The sequence below is a fragment of the Kocuria sp. CPCC 205297 genome (assembly GCF_040981035.1).
Lineage (GTDB): Bacteria > Actinomycetota > Actinomycetes > Actinomycetales > Micrococcaceae > Kocuria > Kocuria marina.
In genome coordinates this window covers 255,203-275,719 of sequence record NZ_JAVKPY010000001.1, presented here as the reverse complement: position 1 = coordinate 275,719, position 20,517 = coordinate 255,203, and the positions used below count along the sequence as shown (strand labels likewise).

The following is a 20,517-nucleotide window of genomic DNA, read 5'->3' as shown; positions in this document are numbered from 1 at the left end:
TGCGCGGGTGAACGTGAAAAGATGTCCGGTGATGAAACTTCCCTCACTGCCCGGCGTGGTCTCGGGCGTACGCGACCGCTTCACGTCGCACGGTTCGTCCCCCGCGCGCGCCGCCGACGTGCCCCGCCCCGAACCGGACGACTCCCCGGGACTGCCCATGCCGCTCGCGCTGCAGGGCGTGATCGAGCTGCTCGCGGTGGCCGTGGTGGGCCTGTTGCTGGGCACCGTGCTCCTGGGCGCGGTATGGGCTGCGGGGGGCTTCGCGACCCTGGGCGCGGGCGGGAGCCTGCAGCTCGCCGGACAGGTCTGGTTGCTCGCGCACTGCGTGCCCCTCACGATCCAAGCCATCCAGGGCCTGTCGCTGGACGGTGGCGGGACGGTCACGCTCGTGCCTCTAGGGCTCACGCTGATCCCGTTCGGCCTCGCGGTGATCGCGGGCCGCCGGATCGCCCGGGCGTGCTGGCGCGGTCAGTTCCTGATCCCGTTCTTCGCCGGGATGCTCGCGTACGCGCTCTTCGGGGCCCTCGTGGGCTGGTTCAGCCGCACCGAACAAGTCTCGGTGGACCTCGTGGCGGCCGCCCTGTTGCCCCTGGTCCCGGCCGGGTTGGGCACCCTCGTGGGCGGGTGGAGCGCTTCGCGCTCGCTCGCCGCGGTGCTCGGGGCCGACGTCGCGTCCTGGTTGCAGCGCACGAGCCAGCACTCACGCTGGGCAGGTTCCTACGTGTGGGCCGTGATCCGCGCCGGTTTCCTCGCCGCGGTCACCGCTGTGGCGGCCGGTGCCCTGTTGTTCGTGGTGGCGCTCGCGTGGAACTGGGACCGCGTGATCACGGTCTACCAGGACCTCGGTACCGGCGCTGCGGGGGACACCGCCCTGACGGCACTGCAGTTCGGGTACCTGCCCAACATGGTCGTGTGGGCGCTCACGTGGGCCACCGGTGCCGGCTTCTCGCTGGGCACCGGGACCCTGGTGTCGCCGTTCCAGAACACGCTGGGACCGCTGCCGCAGTTCCCGGCGTTCGCCGCGCTGCCCACCGGTGACCCGTGGCTGTACGCCCCTGCGGTCCTGGGGTTGCCCGTGCTCGCGGGTCTGCTCGCGGGGTGGTGGTTCTGCCGCGAGGGTGAGAACCACCTGGACGACTGGATGGCCATCCGCCTGCCCCTGCGCTGGATCACGTTCGTGCTCTCCACCGTGCTCACGGCGGTGTTCATGGCCGTGGTGGGGGCGGGCCTCGTGACCGCGCTCGCGTGGCTCTCCAGCGGTTCGCTGGGCATCGGCAGGCTCACGGACATCGGCCCGCACGCGTGGCACGTGTTCCTGTGGCTCGGTGCCGAACTCGCGGTGGGCGCCACCGTGGGGTGCCTGGCCGGGCCCTGGCTCGAACGCGAGGGCTACCGTTCCCGCTCCCGCGCCGAGGCGGACGAGCTCACCGAGTCGGATTCCCCGGCCCCGGAGGACGACGCCGCTGTGGCCCACCACGACGCCCTGCCCGCCGCTGGCGCCGCGCACGGTTCCCGCTCGGCTTCCGGCCCCGGCGCCGGGCAGGATGCTCGCACGGCACCCGGTGGCCGTCCTGGATCCGGGGCGGCCGTCCCGGGCGGCGAGGTCACGGCTCGGGGTGTCCGGGGTCTGTTCCGGGGCCGCGCGTCGCGCGCTGCCGCCGAGCCCGAGCGGGAGTCCCAGCCCCGCGGCGGGTCCACGGCCGTGGGACGATCGGCAGACGAACCGGGACTGTCCCGCCGTGAGGAGGCCAAGCGTCGTCGTGCGCAGCGCAGGTCCGAGAAGCGCAAGGCCGCGCGGCTGGCCGCCCTCGACGACGAGCGGGACTGAGATGACGATGAACCGCTCCTGGCGCCGACGGGCTCGGGCGTCCCAGGACGTGGGACTGGGCCGATGACGAACCGCTCCCGATAGCAATGGACTCGCTGGGAACGGGCGTCTCAGGACCCGGGACCGGCGGAGGTCGGCGAGGTCGCTCCCGGTGTAGCACTCCCCGAAGGGGCAGGGTTCGAGGCGCTCGGCGTGGGCGTGACAAGGGAGGCCTCAGGCGTGGCGGTGGCTGTCGGATCGTCCTGCGGCACACCCGTCTCGAGGGGCGCACCGGAGAAGTGCTTCCACACGTTGTCGTTGAGCTGTTGCTCGCACCGGCTGGTCGAGGACAGCGTGAGGGCCCGATCGATGCATTCCTGGTAGACCTGGGTGGCCGGCCACACGAGCAATCGGGTGCCACCGCCCAGCGCATTGATCACACCCCACACGATGGCCAACACCGCGAGCACCGTGATCGGGACCCGTGAGGACGAACCGCGGGAGCGCGCGAGCGCGATGATGCCCAGCACGATCCCGGCGATGGCGAGTACGAGCCCCGCCACGGTGGACCACACGTCACCCACCACGAGTGCGGAGGCGAGCACCGCGAGGGCCGCGGCCACCGTGGCGAACCGGAGCCGAGCGCCGTCGCCGTCGGAGGGGTCCCCGGACTGGGGGCCGCGAGGTGAGGGCTTCTCACCGCGCAGGTCGCCGGCGTGCGGGCCTCCCTGCTGCGGGCCGCCGGAGTGCGGTCCCCCTGAGTGGGAACCCCCGGAAGGGGTGCCGCCGGAGGTCGAACCCATCGAGTGCGTGGCGTGGGGCGGCGTGCTCCGGTGGCGGGAATCGTGCATACCCACCACTGTAGGCGAGCGGACGGACCGAGCAGCGTCGCGGGCGCAGCACCGCCGCGGCGCCATCGAGGCAGCCTCGCTGGATAGAGTGGGCCCATGCGTTTAGTGGTTCTGGTCTCGGGCTCCGGTACGAATTTGCAGGCGATGATCGACGCCCTGCACCAGGGGGACGTGGAGGTGGATATCGCCGCCGTGGGTGCAGACCTGGAGTGCGCCGGTCTGGACCGGGCGCGCGCCGCGGGCATCGACACCTTCGTGGTGCCGCTGTCCGAGTACCCGGACCGGGAGCAGTGGAACCGTGCGCTGCAACGACGCGTGGCGTCCTACCACCCCGACCGCGTGGTGTTCGCCGGGTTCATGCGGATCGTGGACGCGGAGTTCGTGTCCGTGTTCCCGAGCCGGATCATCAACACGCACCCGTCCTTGTTGCCGTCCTTCCCCGGTGCCCATGCCGTGCGGGACGCCCTGGCCTACGGCGTGAAGGTCACGGGCGCCACGGTGCACGAGGTCGTCGCGGACGTGGACGCCGGACCCATCCTGGCCCAGGTCGCGGTCCCCGTGGCCGAGGACGATACCGAGGCCGTGCTGCACGAGCGGATCAAATCCGCCGAGCGCACCCTGCTCGTCAACGCGCTGGCGAAACTGAGCTGGGACGTCACGAGCACCGACCCCGATCTGCCCCGGTCGTAGACTGAACCGGGCTCCGGCCCGCCTACCGTCCGTACCCTCGTCCCCACTGGAGAGCTCGTGAACACTGCCGACCTGAACCGTGTGCCGCTCAAGCGCGCACTGATCTCCGTGTACGACAAGACCGGTCTGGAGGAGCTCGCGCGAGGGCTCCACGACGCCGGCGTGAGCATCGTCTCGACCGGTTCCACCGCCGGGACCATCCGCGACGCGGGGGTCCCCGTGACCGAGGTCTCCGAGGTCACCGGGTTCCAGGAGTGCCTGGACGGGCGGGTCAAGACCCTGCACCCGCGCGTGCACTCGGGAATCCTCGCGGACCGGCGCAAGCAGGAACACATGGATCAGCTCACCGAGCTCGAGATCGAGCCGTTCGACCTGGTGATCGTGAACCTCTACCCGTTCCAGGACACCGTGCGCTCGGGTGCGGAGCAGGACGCCGTGGTGGAGCAGATCGACATCGGTGGTCCGTCCATGGTGCGCGCGGCCGCCAAGAACCACGCCGCGGTCTCCGTGGTCGTGGATCCCGCCGGTTACCCGGACGTGGTGCGCGCGGCCCAGGAGGGCGGTTACGACCTCGCGGCCCGGCAGAAGCTCGCGGCGGCGGCGTTCGCCCACACCGCGGCCTACGACACCGCCGTGGCCACGTGGACCGCCCAGCAGTTCGACCACGACCCCGAGGCGAACTTCTGGCCCCCGTACGCGGGTCTCGCGCTGCAGCGCGCGGAGTCCCTGCGCTACGGCGAGAACCCGCACCAGAAGGCCGCGCTCTACACGAACGACGCCGCGGCGCCCGGGATCGCGCAGGCCGAGCAGTTACACGGCAAGGCGATGTCCTACAACAACTACGTGGACGCGGACGCCGCCGTCCGCGCCGCATTCGACTACGACGAGCCCGCCGTGGCCGTGGTCAAGCACAACAACCCGTGCGGCGTGGCCGTGGCCACCCCCGGCGCGCAGGACCCCATTGCGGACGCCCACCTCAAGGCCCACGCGTGCGACCCGCTCTCCGCGTACGGCGGTGTCGTGGCGGCCAACCGCACGGTCACGGCGGACATGGCCCGCAACCTCAAGCCCATCTTCACCGAGGTGGTCGTGGCCCCCGAGTTCGAGCCGGAGGCGCTCGAGATCCTCGGGGCCAAGAAGAACATCCGCCTGCTCGCGCTGCCCGAGGGCTTCGGCCTCGATCCCCTGGAGTACCGCGGGGTCTCCGGCGGCGCACTGTTCCAGCAGGCCGACCGCCTCGACGCCGAGGGCGACGACCCTGCCGACTGGACCCTGGTCTCGGGTGACGCCGCGGACGAGAAGACCCTGGCGGACCTCGAGTTCGCGTGGCGTTCCCTGCGAGCCGTGAAGTCCAACGCGATCCTGCTCGCGAACGACGGCGCCTCCGTGGGCATCGGCATGGGCCAGGTCAACCGCGTGGACTCGTGCCGGCTGTCCGTGGAGCGGGCGAACACGCTCGCCGAGGATCACGCCGAACGTGCCCGCGGCGCGGTCGCGGCGTCGGACGCGTTCTTCCCGTTCGCGGACGGGTTGCAGGTGCTCCTGGACGCGGGCGTGCGCGCCGTGGTGCAGCCGGGCGGTTCCATCCGTGACGAGGAGGTCATCGAGGCGGCCCAGGCCGCGGGAGTGACCATGTACCTCACGGGGGCGCGGCACTTCTTCCACTGAGCGGCATCCACCGAGCCGCATCCACTGGGCGACACTCACCGAGCCGCTCCCGCCGGGCTACCGCGGTTTCACCCGGCGTACGACGACGCGCGGTCCCGGGCTTCCGGGGCCGCGCGTCGTCGTGTGTTGCGGTTGTCCAGGCGGGCTCAGGAGAACATGGCGCGGTGTTCCCGGGAGAGCTCGATGTAGTTCTGGGCGTTGCGACTCACGGCATGCTGCTCGTCCACGGACAGCTCCCGCCGGACCTTGCCCGGGACCCCGGCCACGAGGGAACCGGGCGGGATGCGCTCGCCCTCGAGTACCACGGTCCCGGCGGCGATCAGGCTCCCGCGGCCCACCACGGCGCCGTTGAGCACGGTGGCGTTCATCCCCACCAGGACGTCGTCCTCCAGGACGCACCCGTGGATGACCGCGTTGTGGCCCACGCTCACGCGCTCGCCGATGGTCGTGGGGTGGTCCGGGTCCGAGTGCACCGTGACGTTGTCCTGCAGGTTGGAGTTCGTCCCGATCCGCAGGGGGGAGCGGTCACCGCGCACCACGGCGCCGTAGAAGATGCCCGCCCCGGCACCCACCATCACGTCACCCACGATCGTGGCGTTGGGTGCCACGAAAGCGGAGCGAGCCACGGAGGGCCGGTGCTGACCGTAGGGCAGGATCAGGGGTTCGCGGGCGGCGTCGGCGCCCGCGGGCTCGGAGAACTGTGTCATGAGCCATAGCATAGTGCGCGCTCGCGCTCGTCACGACGCCGCCGGTAGCCGCCACGCGCCCGCCACGCGCCCGCCGCGTGGCCGGGGCTCGGCCCGGTGTGCGCCCGGTGAGCAGGCGCGCCCGAGCCGCGCAGCGTTGTCGTACGGCCACGGTTCGGGGCGGGGCTCAGCCTTCGCCGGCGTCGGAGATGAACCGGCGCCGCAGGGCGGCCATGGCCTTCTCGGGACGCCGGGACTCGCGGTGGCGCAGTGACACCGAGATCTTCTGCCCGCCCTTGAGCACGTACTCGGCGCCGTTGACGTGCACCGTGACCGGATCCGCCTTGGCCGAGCTCGCCTCGAGCTCCAGGATGTCGTGGTCCAGCGAGACCTCGATGACCTGACCGCAGTACAGGACCGTGAAGTCCACGGCGTCCAACTCGCGGGGCAGGGCGGGCTGGAACTCGAGCCACTGGCCCCGCACGCGCAGCCCGGCGTACGCGCGGGTGATCACGTCCACCGAACCGGCCATGGCACCCAGGTGGATGCCCTCACCCGTTGTGCCGCCCTGGGTGTCGTCCATGTCGATCATGAGCGCGTCCTGGAACGAACCCCACGAGCGGTCCGGGTCGAGCCACGCGAGCACCGCGGCATTGACCACGCGGGACAGGGACGAACCGTTGGAGGAGCGCGCGATGTAGTGGTCCACGGTGCGCTGGATGGCGTCCAGGTCCGTGGTGTAGCCCATGCGCGCGAGTTCCTCGATCAAACCCTCGGGACCCAGCAGGTACACGAGCATGATCGTGTCCGCCTGCTTGGACAGCTTGTAGTTGTTGGTCAGGTCGCCCTCGTTCTCGAGCAGCAGGTCCAGGCGGCCGATGTTGCGGTACTTGGTGCGGTAGAAGTCCCAGTCCAGTTCGGCGAGTTCGTCGTAGCCCTCGAACTGCGCGATCGTGCCGTCCGCGTTGAACGGGACGTACATGTTCTCGGCCATCTTGAGCCACTTCTGGACCTCCTGCGGGGAGATCTCGAAGCGGGACTCCAGGTCCTCACGCTGGTGCTCGACCATGTCGTGGAAGATGTGGGCCGAGTGACGGAACAGCCAGGACGTGAGTACGTTGGTATAGGCGTTGTCCTTGAGCCCGCCACCGTGCTGGCCCGCGGGGCCGTCGTGGTACTCGTCGGGGCCCATGACACCGCAGATGTGGTACTTGCCGTCGTGCGAGTCGTACTCCGCGAGGGACGCGAACAGGCGGGTGATTCCCACGATCAGCTCGGTCCCGTGGCCGGAGAGCCAGTCGATGTCCCCGGTGGACTCGTAGTACACCCACGCGTTGTACGCGATCGCCAGGCCCACGTGGAACTGGCGCCACGAGTTGTCCGGCAGCCAGCGCCGGGAGTGGTGGTTGTACAGCTCGGGCGGGGTCTCTTCGCGCCCGTCGGAACCGGACTGCCACGGGAAGGCCGCGCCGTAGAGACCGAAGTCCCGGGCGTGCTGTTGGGCCATAGCCAGGCGCCGCCACCGGTAGGAGAGCAGGGACCGGGTCACGTGCGGCTGACGCATGTTGATCACGGGCAGGATGAACAGCTCGTCCCAGAAGATGTGGCCGCGGTAACCCTCACCGTGCAGACCGCGGGCGGGGATGCCTGCGTCCCGCAGGGACAGGTGGGGGGCCAGGGTCTGGGCCGCGTGGAACAGGTGGGTGCGCACCGCAAGCTGGGTGGCCACGTGCTCGGGGGTGTCCTCCGCGGCCTCCAGGGTGACCTCGTAGCGGTCCCACAACCGGGCCCACTCGATCTCGTGAGAGGCCAGCAGCTTACGTACCCCGAACGGCGTGCGGTTCAGCTCGGCGAGCGCTCCCTCGCGGGGGGAACCGATCGCGGCGTCGCGGCTCGTGACCACCGCGGTCGTGCTGTCCACGAGCACGGGGTTGTGCGGGTCGATCTGCACCGTGTAGCGGCGGAACTCGATCCCGCCGGGGCGCACCTCGCGGCGCTCGCGCACGGGGGTTTCGGACTCGATGCGCGTGCGCTGGGCCATCGCGATCTCGATTTTGGACTGGGAGGTGCGCACGAGGGACAGCAGGGTCTCGTGCTCGTCCGGCAGGGTCGTGGACTCGAGTAGCGCGAGGTGGTGGGCGTTGAGTTCCCGGTACTCGGCCACGCCGCTGTTGGTCACGGCGGGGTCCACACCGGTGCGCACGTGCAACCGCCCGCTGAATCCACGCGAGACGATCCGGGTCTCCTGGGCGCCCAGGTGGCGGTAGCGCAGGGACACCAGGCGGCGCTGGGTGATCTCCAGGCTGCGCGGGGGTTGGTCCGCGCCGGGGTCCTCGTCCACTTCCGTGAGCACGAGCGTGCGGGTCAGCAGACCGCGGCGCAGGTCCAGTTCCACGCGTTCGTCGGAGGGCTTCATCCCGCCCTCGGACCACCACTGGCCCTCCGCGAAACGCAGGTCCAGGTGCAGCCAGTTGGGCACGTTGACCATGGACTCGTGTTCCACGTCCCGGCCGTTGATGTGGCTGAGCACCCGGTTGAACACGCCAGCCAGGTAGGTTCCGGGGTAGTGGACGGTGTTCGCGGCGAACTCACAGGCCGCGCCGCGCACGCCCATGTAGCCGTTGGCCAGGGTCAGCAGGGCCTCGCGGCGGGGCTCGGTGGCGGGGTCGAAACCGTCGAACACGAGCGCCCACGGGTCGTCCCGGCGCGCGCCCAGGTCCAGCTCGGCGACGTCGTTGAGCACCACGTGGGCGCCCGCGCGGTAGAGCCGTTCCCGGGCACCGTCCCGGTTGATCCCCACGACCAGGCCGAAGTCGCCGGCGGCACCGGCCTGGACGCCGGCCACGGCGTCCTCCACGACGACGCTCTCGCCGGGGGCCACGCCCAGCAGGCGTGCGCACTCGAGGAAGGTGTCCGGGGCGGGCTTGCCCGGCAGGTCGTGCGAGGCGGCCCAGTTGCCGTCCACGATGCGGTCGAACGAGTGCTGCAACCCGGCGGCCTCGAGGACCACGGCGCTGTTGCGGCTCGCGGTCACCAGCCCCACGGGCACACCGCCCTCGCGCAGCCGCTCGATCAGGGCCACGGTGCCCGTGAACACGCGCACACCGTGCTCGCGCAGCTCCTCGTGGAAGAAGCCGTCCTTCGCGGCGGCCTGGCCCTGCACGGTCCAGTCACCCGGCTGCGGGTCCTCGTGGCTCTGGGCCTCGGGGAGCATGGTCCCGCGGGCGGCGAGCAACGCGCGGACGCCGTCCTCGCGACGTCGTCCGTCCACGTACGTACGGTAGTCACCGCCCATGTCGAACGGGCGCCGGTCCACCTCGGTGGCCGGGGCTACGGGCTCGAGGCGGGGATCGGTCAGCAACCGGTCGAAGAGCTTCTGCCACGCGCGGGCGTGCACCCCGGCGGTGTCGGTCACCACACCGTCCATGTCGAAGATCACGGCGGCGTACGGGGTGCGCACCATGTCCACGGGTTCCGGCGGCGACTGGCCGTCGGTGATGCGCGGCATGGAAGCGGTGAACGGGGCGGTGGGAAGAACGTTCACGGCGCGAGAACTCCTAACACGAAGGATCAGGACGTGGGGCGGGACGATGCGAATGCTCGCGCTCGCTGAGCGAGAGCGGCAGCCCGGCTGCGCTGTGACGGCTGCCGCGCGCAGGGGGTACGCACGCGGTACGGGTACACATGCTACCCGCATTCGCTCCCCTGGCGGGAGCCGCCCGCCGAGGGCCCGGACGATCCGGAAACTCTACGAGCATCGCCGCGCTCGTGCCCCCGCCGTGCTGAGGCGCAACACCGCGGCGCGCGGATATGCTGGAGCGGACCCTCCCGCGCACAAAGAAGGTGGAGCATGACGGAATCCCTGGGACACCCTGTGACCAATCAACCGCTGTCGGAGGTGGACCCGGACGTCGCACGGGCCATCGAGGACGAACTGGGGCGCCAGCGCTCCACGCTCGAGATGATCGCGTCGGAGAACTTCGCGCCGCGCGCCGTGCTCGAGGCGCAGGGCTCGGTGCTCACGAACAAGTACGCGGAGGGCTACCCTGGCCGTCGCTACTACGGCGGTTGCGAGTACGTGGACGTCGTGGAGAACCTCGCTCGCGACCGCGCGTGCGAACTGTTCGGGGCGGATCACGCGAACGTGCAGCCGCACTCGGGCGCCCAGGCGAACACCGCCGTGATGGCCGCGCTCATGCAGCCCGGTGACACCCTCATGGGGCTGTCCCTGGCCCACGGTGGGCACCTGACCCATGGCATGAAGATCAATGTCTCGGGCAAGCTCTACAACATCGCCGCGTACGAGGTGGACCCGGACACCTACCGCATCGACATGGACAAGATGCGCGAGCAGGCACTGCAGGCCCGGCCGAACGTGATCGTGGCCGGCTGGTCCGCCTACTCGCGCCAGCTGGACTTCGAGGCGTTCCGCTCGATCGCGGACGAGGTGGGTGCCAAGCTGTGGGTGGACATGGCCCACTTCGCGGGTCTCGTGGCCGCGGGGCTGCACCCCAACCCCGTGCCCCACGCGCACGTGACCACCTCCACGGTGCACAAGACCCTCGCGGGCCCGCGCTCCGGTGTGATCCTCGCGGAAGCGGACCTCAAGAAGAAGGTCGATTCCGCGGTGTTCCCCGGCCAGCAGGGCGGGCCCCTCATGCACGCGATCGCGGCCAAGGCCGTGGCGTTCAAGATCGCCGCCACCGAGGAGTTCCGCGAGCGCCAGCAGCGCACGATCGAGGGCGCGCAGATCCTCTCCGAGCGGTTGAACTCCCCGGATCTCGCGGAGCACGGTGTGTCCGTGCTGACCGGCGGCACGGACGTGCACCTGGTCCTCGTGGACCTGCGCAACTCCGAGCTGGACGGCAAGCAGGCCGAGGACCTGCTGCACCAGGCGGGGATCACGGTCAACCGCAACGCGGTACCGTGGGACCCCCGCCCGCCCATGACCACGTCCGGGTTGCGTATCGGGACCCCGGCGCTCGCGACCCGCGGTTTCGGCGCGGGCGAGTTCGAGGAGGTCGCGGACGTGATCGCCGAGGCCCTCAAGCCCGGTGCGGACGTCTCCGCCCTGCGCTCGCGCGTGGACGCCCTGACCGAGCAGTTCCCGCTGTACCCCGGCCTCGAGGAGTGGTGAGATGACGGCCCAGGTCCTCGACGGCAAGGCGACCGCGGCCCGGATCAAGGAAGAACTGACCGAGCGCGTGACCGCACTGCGCGAGCGGGACGTGGTGCCCGGTCTCGGGACCGTGATCGTGGGCGACGATCCCGCCTCGCACTCGTACGTGGCGGGCAAGCACCGCGACTGCGAGCAGGTGGGGATCGCCTCGATCCGTAAGGAACTGCCCGCGGACGCGTCCCAGGAGGAGCTCGAGCGCGTCATCGACGAGCTCAACGACGATCCCCGGTGCACGGGGTACATCGTGCAGTTGCCCCTGCCGCCGCACATGGACACCAACGCCGTGCTCGAGCGCATCGATCCCGCGAAGGACGCCGACGGGTTGCACCCCACGAACCTGGGGCGGCTGGTGCTCAACGTCAACGAGCCCATCACGTCCCCGCTGCCGTGCACGCCGCACGGGATCGTGGAGCTGCTCACACGTCACGGGGTGGACCTCGCGGGGCGCCACGTGCTGGTGATCGGCCGCGGTGTGACCGTGGGTCGGCCCATCGGTCTGTTGCTGACCCGCCGGGAGATCAACGCGACCGTGACCCTGGCCCACACGGGCACCCGCAACCTGCCCGAGCTGCTCGCGCAAGCGGACGTCGTGGTGGCCGCGGCGGGGCGCCCGCACATGATCGGGGCGGACCAGATCAAGCAGGGTGCCGTCCTGCTCGACGTGGGTGTCTCCCGGGTCGAGGACACGGAGACCGGCAAGAAGAAGCTCACGGGGGACATCGACCCGGCCGCCGCCGAGCGCGCCTCGTGGCTGTCGCCCAACCCCGGGGGCGTGGGTCCCATGACCCGGGCCATGTTGCTCGTCAACGTGGTGGCGTCCTGCGAACGGGCCGTCGAGTCGGCCTGATCCCGTAGCCTTCCGGTCACGACGCCGCGCGGCCGTCTCGTTCGTTCGAGCCGGCCGCGCGGCGTCGTCGTCCCCGGGGCCGTGCGGCACGCGGGCGGCCGTCAAGCCCGGGAGTCCGCGGTCCGAACACGTGCCGGGAACGAGGTGCGCGGGGCTCAGCCCCGGGATGGCTCCTCGGGGGTGCGTCGGCGCATGTCCGCGATCCCGATCCCCATGGCGATCAGCACGATCACAGTGATCACCGCGAAGCTCGCCGTGAACGCGGCATCCCAGTCGGCGCGGGCGAGCACACCGAAGGCCACCGCCGTGATCAGGGCGGTGCCGATCGCGGTGCCCATACGCTGGCCGGTCTGCAGGACACCGCCGGCGGCACCCGCGAAGCGCAGGGGCACGTCCGCGAAACTCAACGTCTGGTTGGGTGCCATGACCGCGCCCTGACCCGCGCCGATGAATGCGAGCGATACGTAGAACAGGGCGATGTGCCAACCCCAGTGGGACATCCCGTACGCCACGAGCACGGACAGCACGATCCCGAGCAGTGCGAGGCTCATGCCCGCGAGCACCACGCTGCGACCCCAGCGCAGCACCGCACGCCCGGACAGCGGCGCGATCAGGGCGGAGAGGATGGAGGCTGGCAGTCCGAGCGTCCCCGCCTCGAGGGCGGTGCGGCCCAGGCCCTGCTGGGCGTAGAGGGCCACCACGATCCAGATGCTCGTGACCCCCAGGAAGTAGACCGAGATCAGCAGCGCGCCGTAACTGAAGCTCGCGGTGCGGAACAGCTCGAGGTCCACCATGGGTGCCCTCCCGGCGCGCTTGTACCGCTTCTCCCAGCGCACCCAGCCGTAGACCAGCAGCACGCCCGCGGGCAGGGAGAGCCAGATCCACGGGCCCCACTGGGATTCGACGAACGGCAACAGCAGCGCGAGCACAGTGATCCCGAACACCACCACACCCAGGGGATCCATGTCCACCTTCCCGGGCCGTCTGCTGCGGCGGGGGAGCCACATGAACGCCAGGACGATCGCAAGCGCGGCGATCGGCACGTTGAGCAGGAACGTGGAGCGCCACCCGGCGTCCGGACCCAGGACCTGGATGAGCAGACCGCCCAGGGTGGGCCCGATCGCCACGGCCACCCCCACCACGGAACCGAACAGCCCGAACGCCTTGGCGCGCTCCCGACCCTGGAAGTACTCCTGGATCATGCCCACCGTCTGGGGGTTGAGTATCCCGGATCCGAGGCCCTGGATCACCCGGTCGATGTTGAGCACCGTGGTGTTGGGCGCGAGACCGCACACCAGAGAGGCCCCGCGAAGACCGCGATCCCCGCGATGAACAGCTTCCGGCGGCCGAACACGTCCCCCGCGCGGCCGCTGGCCCCGAGCAGCACCCCGAACGCGAGCGCGTACCCGGTGAGCACCCACTGGAGTGCCGAGGAACTCGCCCCCAGCTCCTGCTGGATGGAACTCAGGGCCACGTTCACGATCGAGACGCTGATCAGGGACATGAACAGGGGAGCGAGCAGGACACACAGGATGCGGCGTCGTTCGGCGGGGTCCAGGGCGGGGGAGTCGTCCCCGGGGGAGCGCGGAGAGCCCGCGGAAGATGTGCTCACCCTCTCTTGATACCCCCTCGGGGCCCGGTTGTGCCAAGGGGCTCGGGCGACGCCGGCGGGTCGGGTCCCCGGGGACCCGCCCGATTCGGTGCGCCCCGCGCGGTTTGAGACAATGGGCTCATGCAGCCGATCGGATCAGCACACACCCGCGCCACCGACTCCCCGGACGCTCCCCGCACCGGACGCACCGCCCTGTGGGGGACGGTGATCGGGCTGGCCGTCCTGGCCGTGATCTTCGCGGTGGCCCTGATCCAGGCCGCCAACTCCAACTCCCTGCTCGGCTGGATCCTCGCGGGGATCGCCCTGGGCTGGCTCATGCTCGCGGTGTGGGCGCTGAGCATGGTACGCAAGGCCGCGGCGTACGGCCGTGAGCAGGTGCGCCAGGCGCAGGAGCAGTTCCAGGCCCAGCACGGCCGCGCTCCCGCCGCCTCGGCGTCCGCCGGCGCGGGTCAGTCCCTGCGGGACGAGAAGCTCGCCCACGGCATGCAGGTGATCCTGGTGCAGTCCAAGGTCGTGAAGGAACAGCTCTCCGGCGCCGAGCCCGATCCTGAGCAGATCCAGCGGGCCCTGGAGACCATCGACATGACCGCGGCCAACGGGCTGCGCAGCCTCAAGGACTCCTCGAAGCCCGTGAGCGGTACGGTGGTGGACTGAGAACCACCCCGTAACGAGCGAGGAGACACAGGCACATGGCGGATTCCCAGCAGACGGTGCGCATTGCCACGGTGAACGTGAACGGCATCCGAGCGGCGTACCGGCGCGGGATGGCGGACTGGCTCGCCCCGCGCGGCGTCGACCTGTTGTGCCTGCAGGAGGTGCGCGCGCCGGACAAGATCACGCGCGAGCTGCTCGACGAGGACGTGTGGGACGTGCGGCACACCGAGGCCGCCGCCAAGGGCCGCGCGGGCGTCGCGATTGCTACGCGCCGCGATGCGTTCGACGGCGCCCTGCTCCCCACCGAGTCCCGCGTGGGCATCGGGGACGAGTACTTCGACGACTCCGGGCGCTGGATCGAGAACGACGTCCGCCTGCCGGACGGCACCACACTGACCCTGGTTTCCGCGTACGTCCACTCCGGCGAGGTGGACACACCCCGCCAGGACGACAAGTACCGCTTCCTGGACGCGATGCTCACCCGCATGCCGCAACTGGCCGAGCGCGGCGATCATGCCCTCGTGGTGGGTGACCTCAACGTGGGTCACACCGAGCGGGACATCAAGAACTGGAAGGGCAACGTCAAGAACGCGGGCTTCCTGCCGCAGGAACGGGCGTACTTCGACAAGTTCTTCGGGGACGTGGGCTACGTGGACGTGGCCCGCAGCCTCGCCGGGGACGTCCCCGGGCCTTACACGTGGTGGTCCTACCGCGGCAAGGCGTTCGACACGGACGCCGGGTGGCGCATCGACTACCACATGGCCACCCCCGGGCTCGCCGCGGCCGCCCGGAGTGCCGTCGTGGACCGGGCCGCCGCGTACGACACGCGCTTCTCCGACCACGCTCCGCTCGTGGTGGACTACCGCCTCTCGTGAGGTCCCGTGCGCCGGCGGACGACGACGCCGCTGCCCGCACCGCACCTCCCCGCCTCCCATGACCGAGAACCGAAAGAAGATGTCGACCGTGACCGAACAGAACACCGCCCCGAACCCCACACCCCGCGTGGTGTCGGGCGTGCAGCCCTCCGCGGACTCCCTGCACCTGGGCAACTACGTGGGAGCGCTGCGCAACTGGGTGGACATGCAGGACGACAACGACTGCGTGTTCTTCGTGGCGGACCTGCACTCGATCACCGCGGGCCAGGACCCGGCCACGATGTCCGAGCGCACCCGGGTCACGGCCGCGCAGTACATCGCCGCGGGCATCGACCCCGAGCGCTCCACGCTGCTCATCCAGTCCCAGGTGCCGGAGCACACGCAGTTGTCATGGGTGCTCAACTGCATCACCGGTTACGGGGAGGCCGCGCGGATGACCCAGTTCAAGGACAAGTCCCTCAAGCAGGGGGCGGAGAACACCACGGTGGGGTTGTTCACCTACCCCGTGCTGATGGCCGCGGACATCCTGGTGTACCAGGCGAACCAGGTCCCGGTGGGGGAGGACCAGCGCCAGCACCTCGAGCTGACCCGCAACCTCGCGCAGCGGTTCAACTCCCGGTTCGGTGAGACGTTCGTGGTCCCGGACGCCAAGATTCTCGAGAACTCCGCGAAGGTCTACGACCTCGCGAACCCCACGGCCAAGATGTCCAAGTCCGCGCCGTCGGATGCCGGGCTCATCCGCCTCCTGGATCCCGCGAAATCCAACGCCAAGAAGATCAAGTCCGCTGTGACGGACGACGGCACCGAAGTGCGCTTCGACCGCCAGGCCAAGCCGGGGATCTCGAACCTGCTGACCATCTACTCGTCCCTCACGGGCACCCCGGTGGACACCCTCGTGGCCGAGTACGAGGGCAAGATGTACGGCCACCTCAAGGTGGACCTGGCCGAGGTGGTCACCCAGACCCTGGACCCCATCCAGAAGCGCGCCCAGGAACTGCTCGACGATCCCGCCGAGCTGGACCGGCTGCTGGCCCGGGGCGCGCACAAGGCCCGGGAGATCGCGGCCCGCACGGTCACGGACGTCTACGAGCGGATGGGCTTCCTCCCCGGCGCGTGAGCCGCCGGGCGGGGCCCCGTGCGGCACGCCGTGTGGCGCCAGGCGCCGTGGGATAGTCTGGACGGGGCCGACCTGAGGAGGATCGTGTGAGCGAGGGACATCCTTCCCCCACCGTGCGCCCGGGCCGGGTGTACGCGGGTGTGGTCATCCGGTTGCCCGAACCCATGGGCCAGGAGTTGCAGGACTGGCGTTCGTCCTTCGGGGACGCGCAAGCGGGCACGGTCCCCGCGCACATCACACTCATGATCGCCGAGCGCGTGGAGGACTGGGCGGACCTCGTGTCCCACATCCGGGAGGTTGCCGATCGCTGGCAACCGTTCCACGTGGAGATCCGCGGCACGGGGACGTTCCGACCCGTGACCCCGGTGGTCTATCTGCGCATCGAGGGCGGTCACGACCAATGCGTGCAGTTGCACTGCGATCTGAGCGAGAACCACCTGGAGTCCGCGTCCCCCTTCGACTTCCACCCCCACGTGACGCTGGCCCACGGCACCACGGAGGAGGGGCTGGACCGCGCCCAGGACGTGCTGCGCACGTACCACGCGTCCTTCCTGGTGGACCACATCGACCTCTACGAGGGGGACGAACACGGTGCGTGGCACGTGAGGGACCGCATCCCCTTCGGCGGGGCCGGCACGGACGACCGTGACGCACACTGACCCGCCCCCGGTGGTCCCCGCCCTCACGGACCGCACTGGACTGCTCGCGGAACACCGGCGCCTGCGCGAAGTACGCCGACAGCTCGCCGCCGAGGGGGCACCCCTGGGCAGGCGGGCCGGCGCCCTGGGTGCGTGGTTCTTCGCGCGGTTCATGTCGGTGTTCCCCGTGCGCGTGGTAGCGCACTACATGTTCCACGGCGGGCCGCTCATGTCCGCCGGGCTCGCGTACCAATTGCTCTTCGCGTCCTCGTCCCTGCTGGTGATCTGCTTCGCAGCACTCGCCACGTTCCTGGGAACCGACTCGCCGCTGCAGCAGACGCTCGTGGCGGGCCTGGTGCAGAACATCCCCGGACTCCTGGACGTGGGGGACGGTAACGGGGGAGTCATCCCGCTGAGCCTGCTCGAGAACACGGGGCCCTTCACCGTGGCCTCCACCGTGGCGCTCGCGGTGCTGTTGTTCACCGCGTGGCGCTGGGTGGCCGGGATCCGGCTGGCCACGCGGCGGATGTTCGAACTGCCGCCCGCCCCCGGGGTGCCCGTGGCGGCCGTACCGCGCGATCTCGCGTGGCTCGTGGTGATCGGGATCCTGCTGCTCGCCTCCGCGACCGTGAGCGTCTTCGCGTCCGGCGCCGTGGACGGGATGCTGGGGTGGCTCGGTCAGCTCGGTCTCACGCGCCTGCAGCCGTGGTTGGACGGCGGGGCCAAGTCCGCGGTCACGCTCGGCGTGGGTCTGCTCGTGGACATCCTGATGAGTCTGGCTCTGGTGAGCGGGGTCGCCCAGCTCAAACTGCATCGCAAGGCCCTGCTGGCCACCATCGTCACGGGTGCCCTGGGCTCGCAGGTGCTGCGCTACGGCGGCAGCGAAATCATCGCCCGCAGCGCGGACAACCCCTATCTGCTCTCGTTCGCGGTGCTCGTGGGTGTACTGCTGTGGTTCAACCTCTACGGGCAGGTTCTGTTGCTCGCGGCCGCCGTGGGCGCGCTCGTGCAGGCGGACATCCGAGGGGCCCGCGCCCAGCCGGAGCGCGAGGACCGGGCCGTCACGGTCGTGGCGGCGACCTCCCTGCCCGATGCCGCTCGGGGCCTCGGACACGCAACTCCCGTCCGCTTCGACAGGCCGGCGGCGGGCAGCAGCCCCGCGGCAGGTAGTGGCCCCGCGGCGTCGTCGTCGGAGAGCTGAAAGCCCGGGAAAGACCGCGGCCCCGGGATCCACGAGGGATACCGGGGCCGCGCCGCGGTTGTGCCACGAGGGGTCACAAGGCGGAGGCGAAGACCGCCTTCTTGACCTCGGCGATGGCCTTGGTCACCTGGATGCCGCGGGGGCACGCCTCGGTGCAGTTGAAGGTGGTGCGGCAGCGCCACACGCCTTCCTTATCGTTGAGGATCTCCAGGCGCATGTCACCGGCCTGGTCACGCGAGTCGAAGATGAACCGGTGCGCGTTCACGATCGCGGCCGGGCCGAAGTACTGCCCGTCCGTCCAAAACACCGGGCACGAGGACGTGCACGCGGCGCAGAGGATGCACTTGGTGGTGTCGTCGAAGCGCGCGCGGTCCTCCTGGGACTGGAAGCGTTCTCCGGTGGGGGTGTGGTCCTCGTTCACCAGGAACGGCATGATCTCGCGGTAGGACTGGAAGAACGGTTCCATGTCCACGATCAGGTCCTTCTCGCACGGGAGGCCCTTGATGGGCTCCACGAGGATGGGCTTGGACAGGTCCAGGTCCTTGAGAAGGGTCTTGCACGCGAGCCGGTTGCGGCCGTTGATGCGCATGGCGTCCGAGCCGCACACGCCGTGCGCGCACGAGCGGCGGAAGGACAGGGAACCGTCCAGCTCCCACTTGACCTTGTGCAGGGCGTCCAGCACGCGGTCGGTGCCGTACATGGTTAGGTTCCACTCGTCCCAGTGCGCCTCGGAGCTGAACTCGGGATCATAGCGGCGGACCTTGAGCACCACGTCGTACGTGGGGATCGACTCCTCGCCCTTGTCGCCGGGCTTCTGAGCGTCCTGGGTCTGGTTCTCGGTGGCTGCAGTGGACATCAGTACTTACGCTCCATCGGCTCGTAGCGGGTCATGATCACCGGCTTGGTCTCCTGCCGGATTCCCGCGGTGGGGGACGACGGGTCCTCGTACACCATGGAGTGGACCATGAAGTTCTCATCGTCTCGGTTGGGGAAGTCCTCGCGGAAGTGACCACCGCGGGACTCCTCGCGGTGCAGGGCGGCCACGGACATCACCTTGGCCAGCTGCAGCAGGAAACCCAGCTCCACGGCCTCCAGCAGGTCCAGGTTGAACCGCTTGCCCTGGTCCTGGATGGAGATGCGGGAGTAGCGCTCCTCCAGAGCGGCGATGTCGTCCAGGGCCGTCTGGATGGTCTCGGCCGTGCGGAACACCTGCATGTTGGCGTCCATGGTGTCCTGCAGGTCCTTGCGGATGGCCGCGACCTTCTCGTCACCGTGCGGGCTGCGCGCGTTGTTGAGCAGCGCCTCGGTGCGCTCGGTGGCGTTGTCGGGGATCGGCAGGAACTCGGCGTCCCGCGCGTATTCCGCGGCGTAGATTCCGGAGCGCTTGCCGAACACGTTGATGTCGAGCAGCGAGTTGGTGCCCAGACGGTTGGAGCCGTGCACGGACACGCACGCGACCTCACCGGCGGCGTAGAGACCGGGAACCGTGTTCTTGGAGTCCTGGAAGACCTCGCCCTTGATGTCGGTGGGGATGCCACCCATGCAGTAGTGCGCGGTGGGGAACACGGGCACCGGCTCAGTGTAGGGCTCCACACCCAGGTAGGTGCGGGCGAACTCGGTGATGTCCGGGAGCTTGGCGTCGATGTGCGCCGGCTCCAGGTGGGTCAGGTCCAGCAGGACGTAGTCCTTGTTGGGGCCGCAACCGCGGCCCTCACGGACCTCGTTGGCCATGGAACGGGCCACGATGTCACGGGGGGCCAGGTCCTTGATGGTGGGGGCGTAGCGCTCCATGAAACGCTCACCCTCGGAGTTACGCAGGATGCCACCCTCACCACGGGCGGCCTCCGAGACCAGGATGCCCAGGCCCGCCAGGCCCGTGGGGTGGAACTGCACGAACTCCATGTCCTCGAGGGGCAGGCCGTTGCGGAACGCGATCGCCATGCCGTCGCCCGTGAGGGTGTGGGCATTGGACGTGGTCTTGAAGACCTTGCCCGCGCCACCGGAGGCGAAGATCACGGACTTGCACTGGAACACGTGCAGCTCGCCGGTCGCGAGATCGTAGGAGACCACACCGGCGGGGCGGCGGCCCTCCGGGGTGTCCACCATGATCAGGTCCAGGACGTAGTACTCGTTGTAGAACTCCACGTTGTGCTTGATGCACGTCTGGTAGAGGGTCTGCAGGATCATGTGACCGGTACGGTCCGCGGCATAGCACGCGCGGCGGACGGGGTTCTTACCGTGGTCGCGGGTGTGCCCACCGAAGCGACGCTGGTCGATCTTGCCCTCGGGGGTGCGGTTGAAGGGCAGTCCCATGTGCTCCAGGTCCAGTACCGCGTCGATGGCCTCCTTGGCCATGACCTCCGCGGCGTCCTGGTCCACCAGGTAGTCGCCACCCTTGACGGTGTCGAACGTGTGCCACTCCCAGTTGTCCTCCTCGACGTTGGCGAGGGCGGCGCACATGCCGCCCTGGGCCGCACCGGTGTGGGAACGCGTGGGGTAGAGCTTGGTCAGTACGGCAGTGCAGGCGCGCTGGCCGGATTCAATGGCGGCACGCATGCCGGCGCCGCCGGCGCCGACGATTACCACATCGTACTTGTGAACCTGCATACCAGATGTTCTTTCTATGTGGGTGAGTGGGAGAAGTATCGGGTCCCGGCCGCTCGGGCCGGGACGACGCACGACGGCGGAGCCG

Annotated in this window: 17 protein-coding genes; 10 read left to right on the top strand and 7 right to left on the bottom strand. The window is 70.0% G+C overall.

Annotated elements, in window-relative coordinates; all coding sequences use genetic code 11:
- The first annotated feature begins 31 nt into the window (after positions 1–31).
- Positions 32–1,828 carry a DUF6350 family protein gene (locus RF650_RS01320; RefSeq protein ID WP_368813871.1) on the top strand — a complete coding sequence of 599 codons (1,797 nt, stop codon included), beginning with the start codon at positions 32–34 and terminating at the stop codon, positions 1,826–1,828.
- Between the two features lie 110 nt (positions 1,829–1,938).
- Here the strand turns inward: RF650_RS01320 and RF650_RS01315 are convergent, their stop codons facing one another.
- Positions 1,939–2,658: a DUF308 domain-containing protein gene (locus RF650_RS01315; RefSeq protein ID WP_207387914.1), complete on the bottom strand. Its 720-nt coding sequence runs from the start codon at positions 2,656–2,658 to the stop codon at positions 1,939–1,941.
- 96 nt (positions 2,659–2,754) lie between these two features.
- Here RF650_RS01315 and purN point away from each other — a divergent pair, with 96 nt between their 5' ends.
- Together purN and purH are read left to right on the top strand one after the other, a co-directional pair.
- Positions 2,755–3,348, top strand: a complete 594-nt coding sequence (gene purN / locus RF650_RS01310) for a phosphoribosylglycinamide formyltransferase (protein ID WP_098054927.1) — start codon at positions 2,755–2,757, stop codon at positions 3,346–3,348.
- A 57-nt stretch (positions 3,349–3,405) separates the two neighbouring features.
- Complete coding sequence (gene purH, locus RF650_RS01305; RefSeq protein ID WP_131333328.1) at positions 3,406–5,016, top strand: bifunctional phosphoribosylaminoimidazolecarboxamide formyltransferase/IMP cyclohydrolase; 1,611 nt, start codon at positions 3,406–3,408, stop codon at positions 5,014–5,016.
- 146 nt (positions 5,017–5,162) lie between these two features.
- Here the strand turns inward: purH and RF650_RS01300 are convergent, their stop codons facing one another.
- Complete coding sequence (locus RF650_RS01300) at positions 5,163–5,723, bottom strand: gamma carbonic anhydrase family protein (protein WP_131333327.1); 561 nt, start codon at positions 5,721–5,723, stop codon at positions 5,163–5,165.
- A 166-nt stretch (positions 5,724–5,889) separates the two neighbouring features.
- A complete protein-coding gene (locus RF650_RS01295) occupies positions 5,890–9,246 on the bottom strand; it encodes a beta-phosphoglucomutase family hydrolase (RefSeq protein ID WP_131333326.1) in 3,357 nt (1,118 codons plus the stop codon).
- Positions 9,247–9,552: 306 nt separating this feature from the next.
- Here RF650_RS01295 and glyA point away from each other — a divergent pair, with 306 nt between their 5' ends.
- Both glyA and RF650_RS01285 read left to right on the top strand, forming a co-directional pair.
- Positions 9,553–10,839: a serine hydroxymethyltransferase gene (gene glyA / locus RF650_RS01290; RefSeq protein WP_131333325.1), complete on the top strand. Its 1,287-nt coding sequence runs from the start codon at positions 9,553–9,555 to the stop codon at positions 10,837–10,839.
- A 1-nt stretch (position 10,840) separates the two neighbouring features.
- Positions 10,841–11,728, top strand: a complete 888-nt coding sequence (locus RF650_RS01285) for a bifunctional methylenetetrahydrofolate dehydrogenase/methenyltetrahydrofolate cyclohydrolase (RefSeq protein ID WP_131333324.1) — start codon at positions 10,841–10,843, stop codon at positions 11,726–11,728.
- Between the two features lie 155 nt (positions 11,729–11,883).
- Here RF650_RS01285 and RF650_RS01280 read toward each other — a convergent pair whose 3' ends face one another.
- Together RF650_RS01280 and RF650_RS01275 are read right to left on the bottom strand one after the other, a co-directional pair.
- The gene (locus RF650_RS01280) at positions 11,884–12,996 is read right to left on the bottom strand and encodes an MFS transporter (protein WP_311253948.1); all 1,113 of its coding nucleotides are present in this window, start codon (positions 12,994–12,996) and stop codon (positions 11,884–11,886) included.
- Positions 12,975–13,340, bottom strand: a complete 366-nt coding sequence (locus RF650_RS01275; RefSeq protein ID WP_311253947.1) for an MFS transporter — start codon at positions 13,338–13,340, stop codon at positions 12,975–12,977. The genes RF650_RS01280 and RF650_RS01275 overlap by 22 nt, the downstream gene beginning before the upstream one ends.
- Positions 13,341–13,460: 120 nt before the next feature.
- Between RF650_RS01275 and RF650_RS01270 the strand changes: the two genes are divergently transcribed.
- From RF650_RS01270 to RF650_RS01250, 5 genes are all read left to right on the top strand, one after another.
- Positions 13,461–13,994 (top strand): hypothetical protein, encoded by a 534-nt coding sequence (locus tag RF650_RS01270; protein WP_131333323.1) that lies wholly within the window; start codon positions 13,461–13,463, stop codon positions 13,992–13,994.
- A gap of 35 nt (positions 13,995–14,029) precedes the next feature.
- Positions 14,030–14,869 carry an exodeoxyribonuclease III gene (locus tag RF650_RS01265; RefSeq protein WP_064847184.1) on the top strand — a complete coding sequence of 280 codons (840 nt, stop codon included), beginning with the start codon at positions 14,030–14,032 and terminating at the stop codon, positions 14,867–14,869.
- Positions 14,870–14,948: 79 nt separating this feature from the next.
- The gene (trpS, locus tag RF650_RS01260) at positions 14,949–15,986 is read left to right on the top strand and encodes a tryptophan--tRNA ligase (RefSeq protein ID WP_231885637.1); all 1,038 of its coding nucleotides are present in this window, start codon (positions 14,949–14,951) and stop codon (positions 15,984–15,986) included.
- Positions 15,987–16,072: 86 nt separating this feature from the next.
- Complete coding sequence (locus RF650_RS01255; protein WP_242670466.1) at positions 16,073–16,645, top strand: 2'-5' RNA ligase family protein; 573 nt, start codon at positions 16,073–16,075, stop codon at positions 16,643–16,645.
- Positions 16,632–17,825, top strand: coding sequence for a YihY/virulence factor BrkB family protein (locus tag RF650_RS01250; protein WP_131333322.1), 1,194 nt, complete (start codon positions 16,632–16,634; stop codon positions 17,823–17,825). The genes RF650_RS01255 and RF650_RS01250 overlap by 14 nt, the downstream gene beginning before the upstream one ends.
- A 73-nt stretch (positions 17,826–17,898) precedes the next feature.
- Here the strand turns inward: RF650_RS01250 and RF650_RS01245 are convergent, their stop codons facing one another.
- Positions 17,899–18,681, bottom strand: coding sequence for a succinate dehydrogenase iron-sulfur subunit (locus RF650_RS01245; protein ID WP_064847181.1), 783 nt, complete (start codon positions 18,679–18,681; stop codon positions 17,899–17,901).
- Positions 18,681–20,432 carry a succinate dehydrogenase flavoprotein subunit gene (gene sdhA, locus RF650_RS01240; protein WP_368813870.1) on the bottom strand — a complete coding sequence of 584 codons (1,752 nt, stop codon included), beginning with the start codon at positions 20,430–20,432 and terminating at the stop codon, positions 18,681–18,683. Before sdhA ends, RF650_RS01245 begins: the two co-directional genes overlap by 1 nt.
- Positions 20,433–20,517: the final 85 nt, after the last annotated feature.

Bases quoted from the DNA above. Each gene is read 5' to 3' on its own strand.
- RF650_RS01320 (WP_368813871.1), top strand. From the start codon at position 32: ATGAAACTTCCCTCACTGCCCGGCGTGGTCTCGGGCGTACGCGACCGC.
- RF650_RS01315 (WP_207387914.1), bottom strand. From the start codon at position 2,658: ATGCACGATTCCCGCCACCGGAGCACGCCGCCCCACGCCACGCACTCG.
- purN (WP_098054927.1), top strand. From the start codon at position 2,755: ATGCGTTTAGTGGTTCTGGTCTCGGGCTCCGGTACGAATTTGCAGGCG.
- RF650_RS01300 (WP_131333327.1), bottom strand. From the start codon at position 5,723: ATGACACAGTTCTCCGAGCCCGCGGGCGCCGACGCCGCCCGCGAACCC.
- glyA (WP_131333325.1), top strand. From the start codon at position 9,553: ATGACGGAATCCCTGGGACACCCTGTGACCAATCAACCGCTGTCGGAG.
- RF650_RS01285 (WP_131333324.1), top strand. From the start codon at position 10,841: ATGACGGCCCAGGTCCTCGACGGCAAGGCGACCGCGGCCCGGATCAAG.
- RF650_RS01270 (WP_131333323.1), top strand. From the start codon at position 13,461: ATGCAGCCGATCGGATCAGCACACACCCGCGCCACCGACTCCCCGGAC.
- RF650_RS01265 (WP_064847184.1), top strand. From the start codon at position 14,030: ATGGCGGATTCCCAGCAGACGGTGCGCATTGCCACGGTGAACGTGAAC.
- trpS (WP_231885637.1), top strand. From the start codon at position 14,949: ATGTCGACCGTGACCGAACAGAACACCGCCCCGAACCCCACACCCCGC.
- RF650_RS01245 (WP_064847181.1), bottom strand. From the start codon at position 18,681: ATGTCCACTGCAGCCACCGAGAACCAGACCCAGGACGCTCAGAAGCCC.
- sdhA (WP_368813870.1), bottom strand. From the start codon at position 20,432: ATGCAGGTTCACAAGTACGATGTGGTAATCGTCGGCGCCGGCGGCGCC.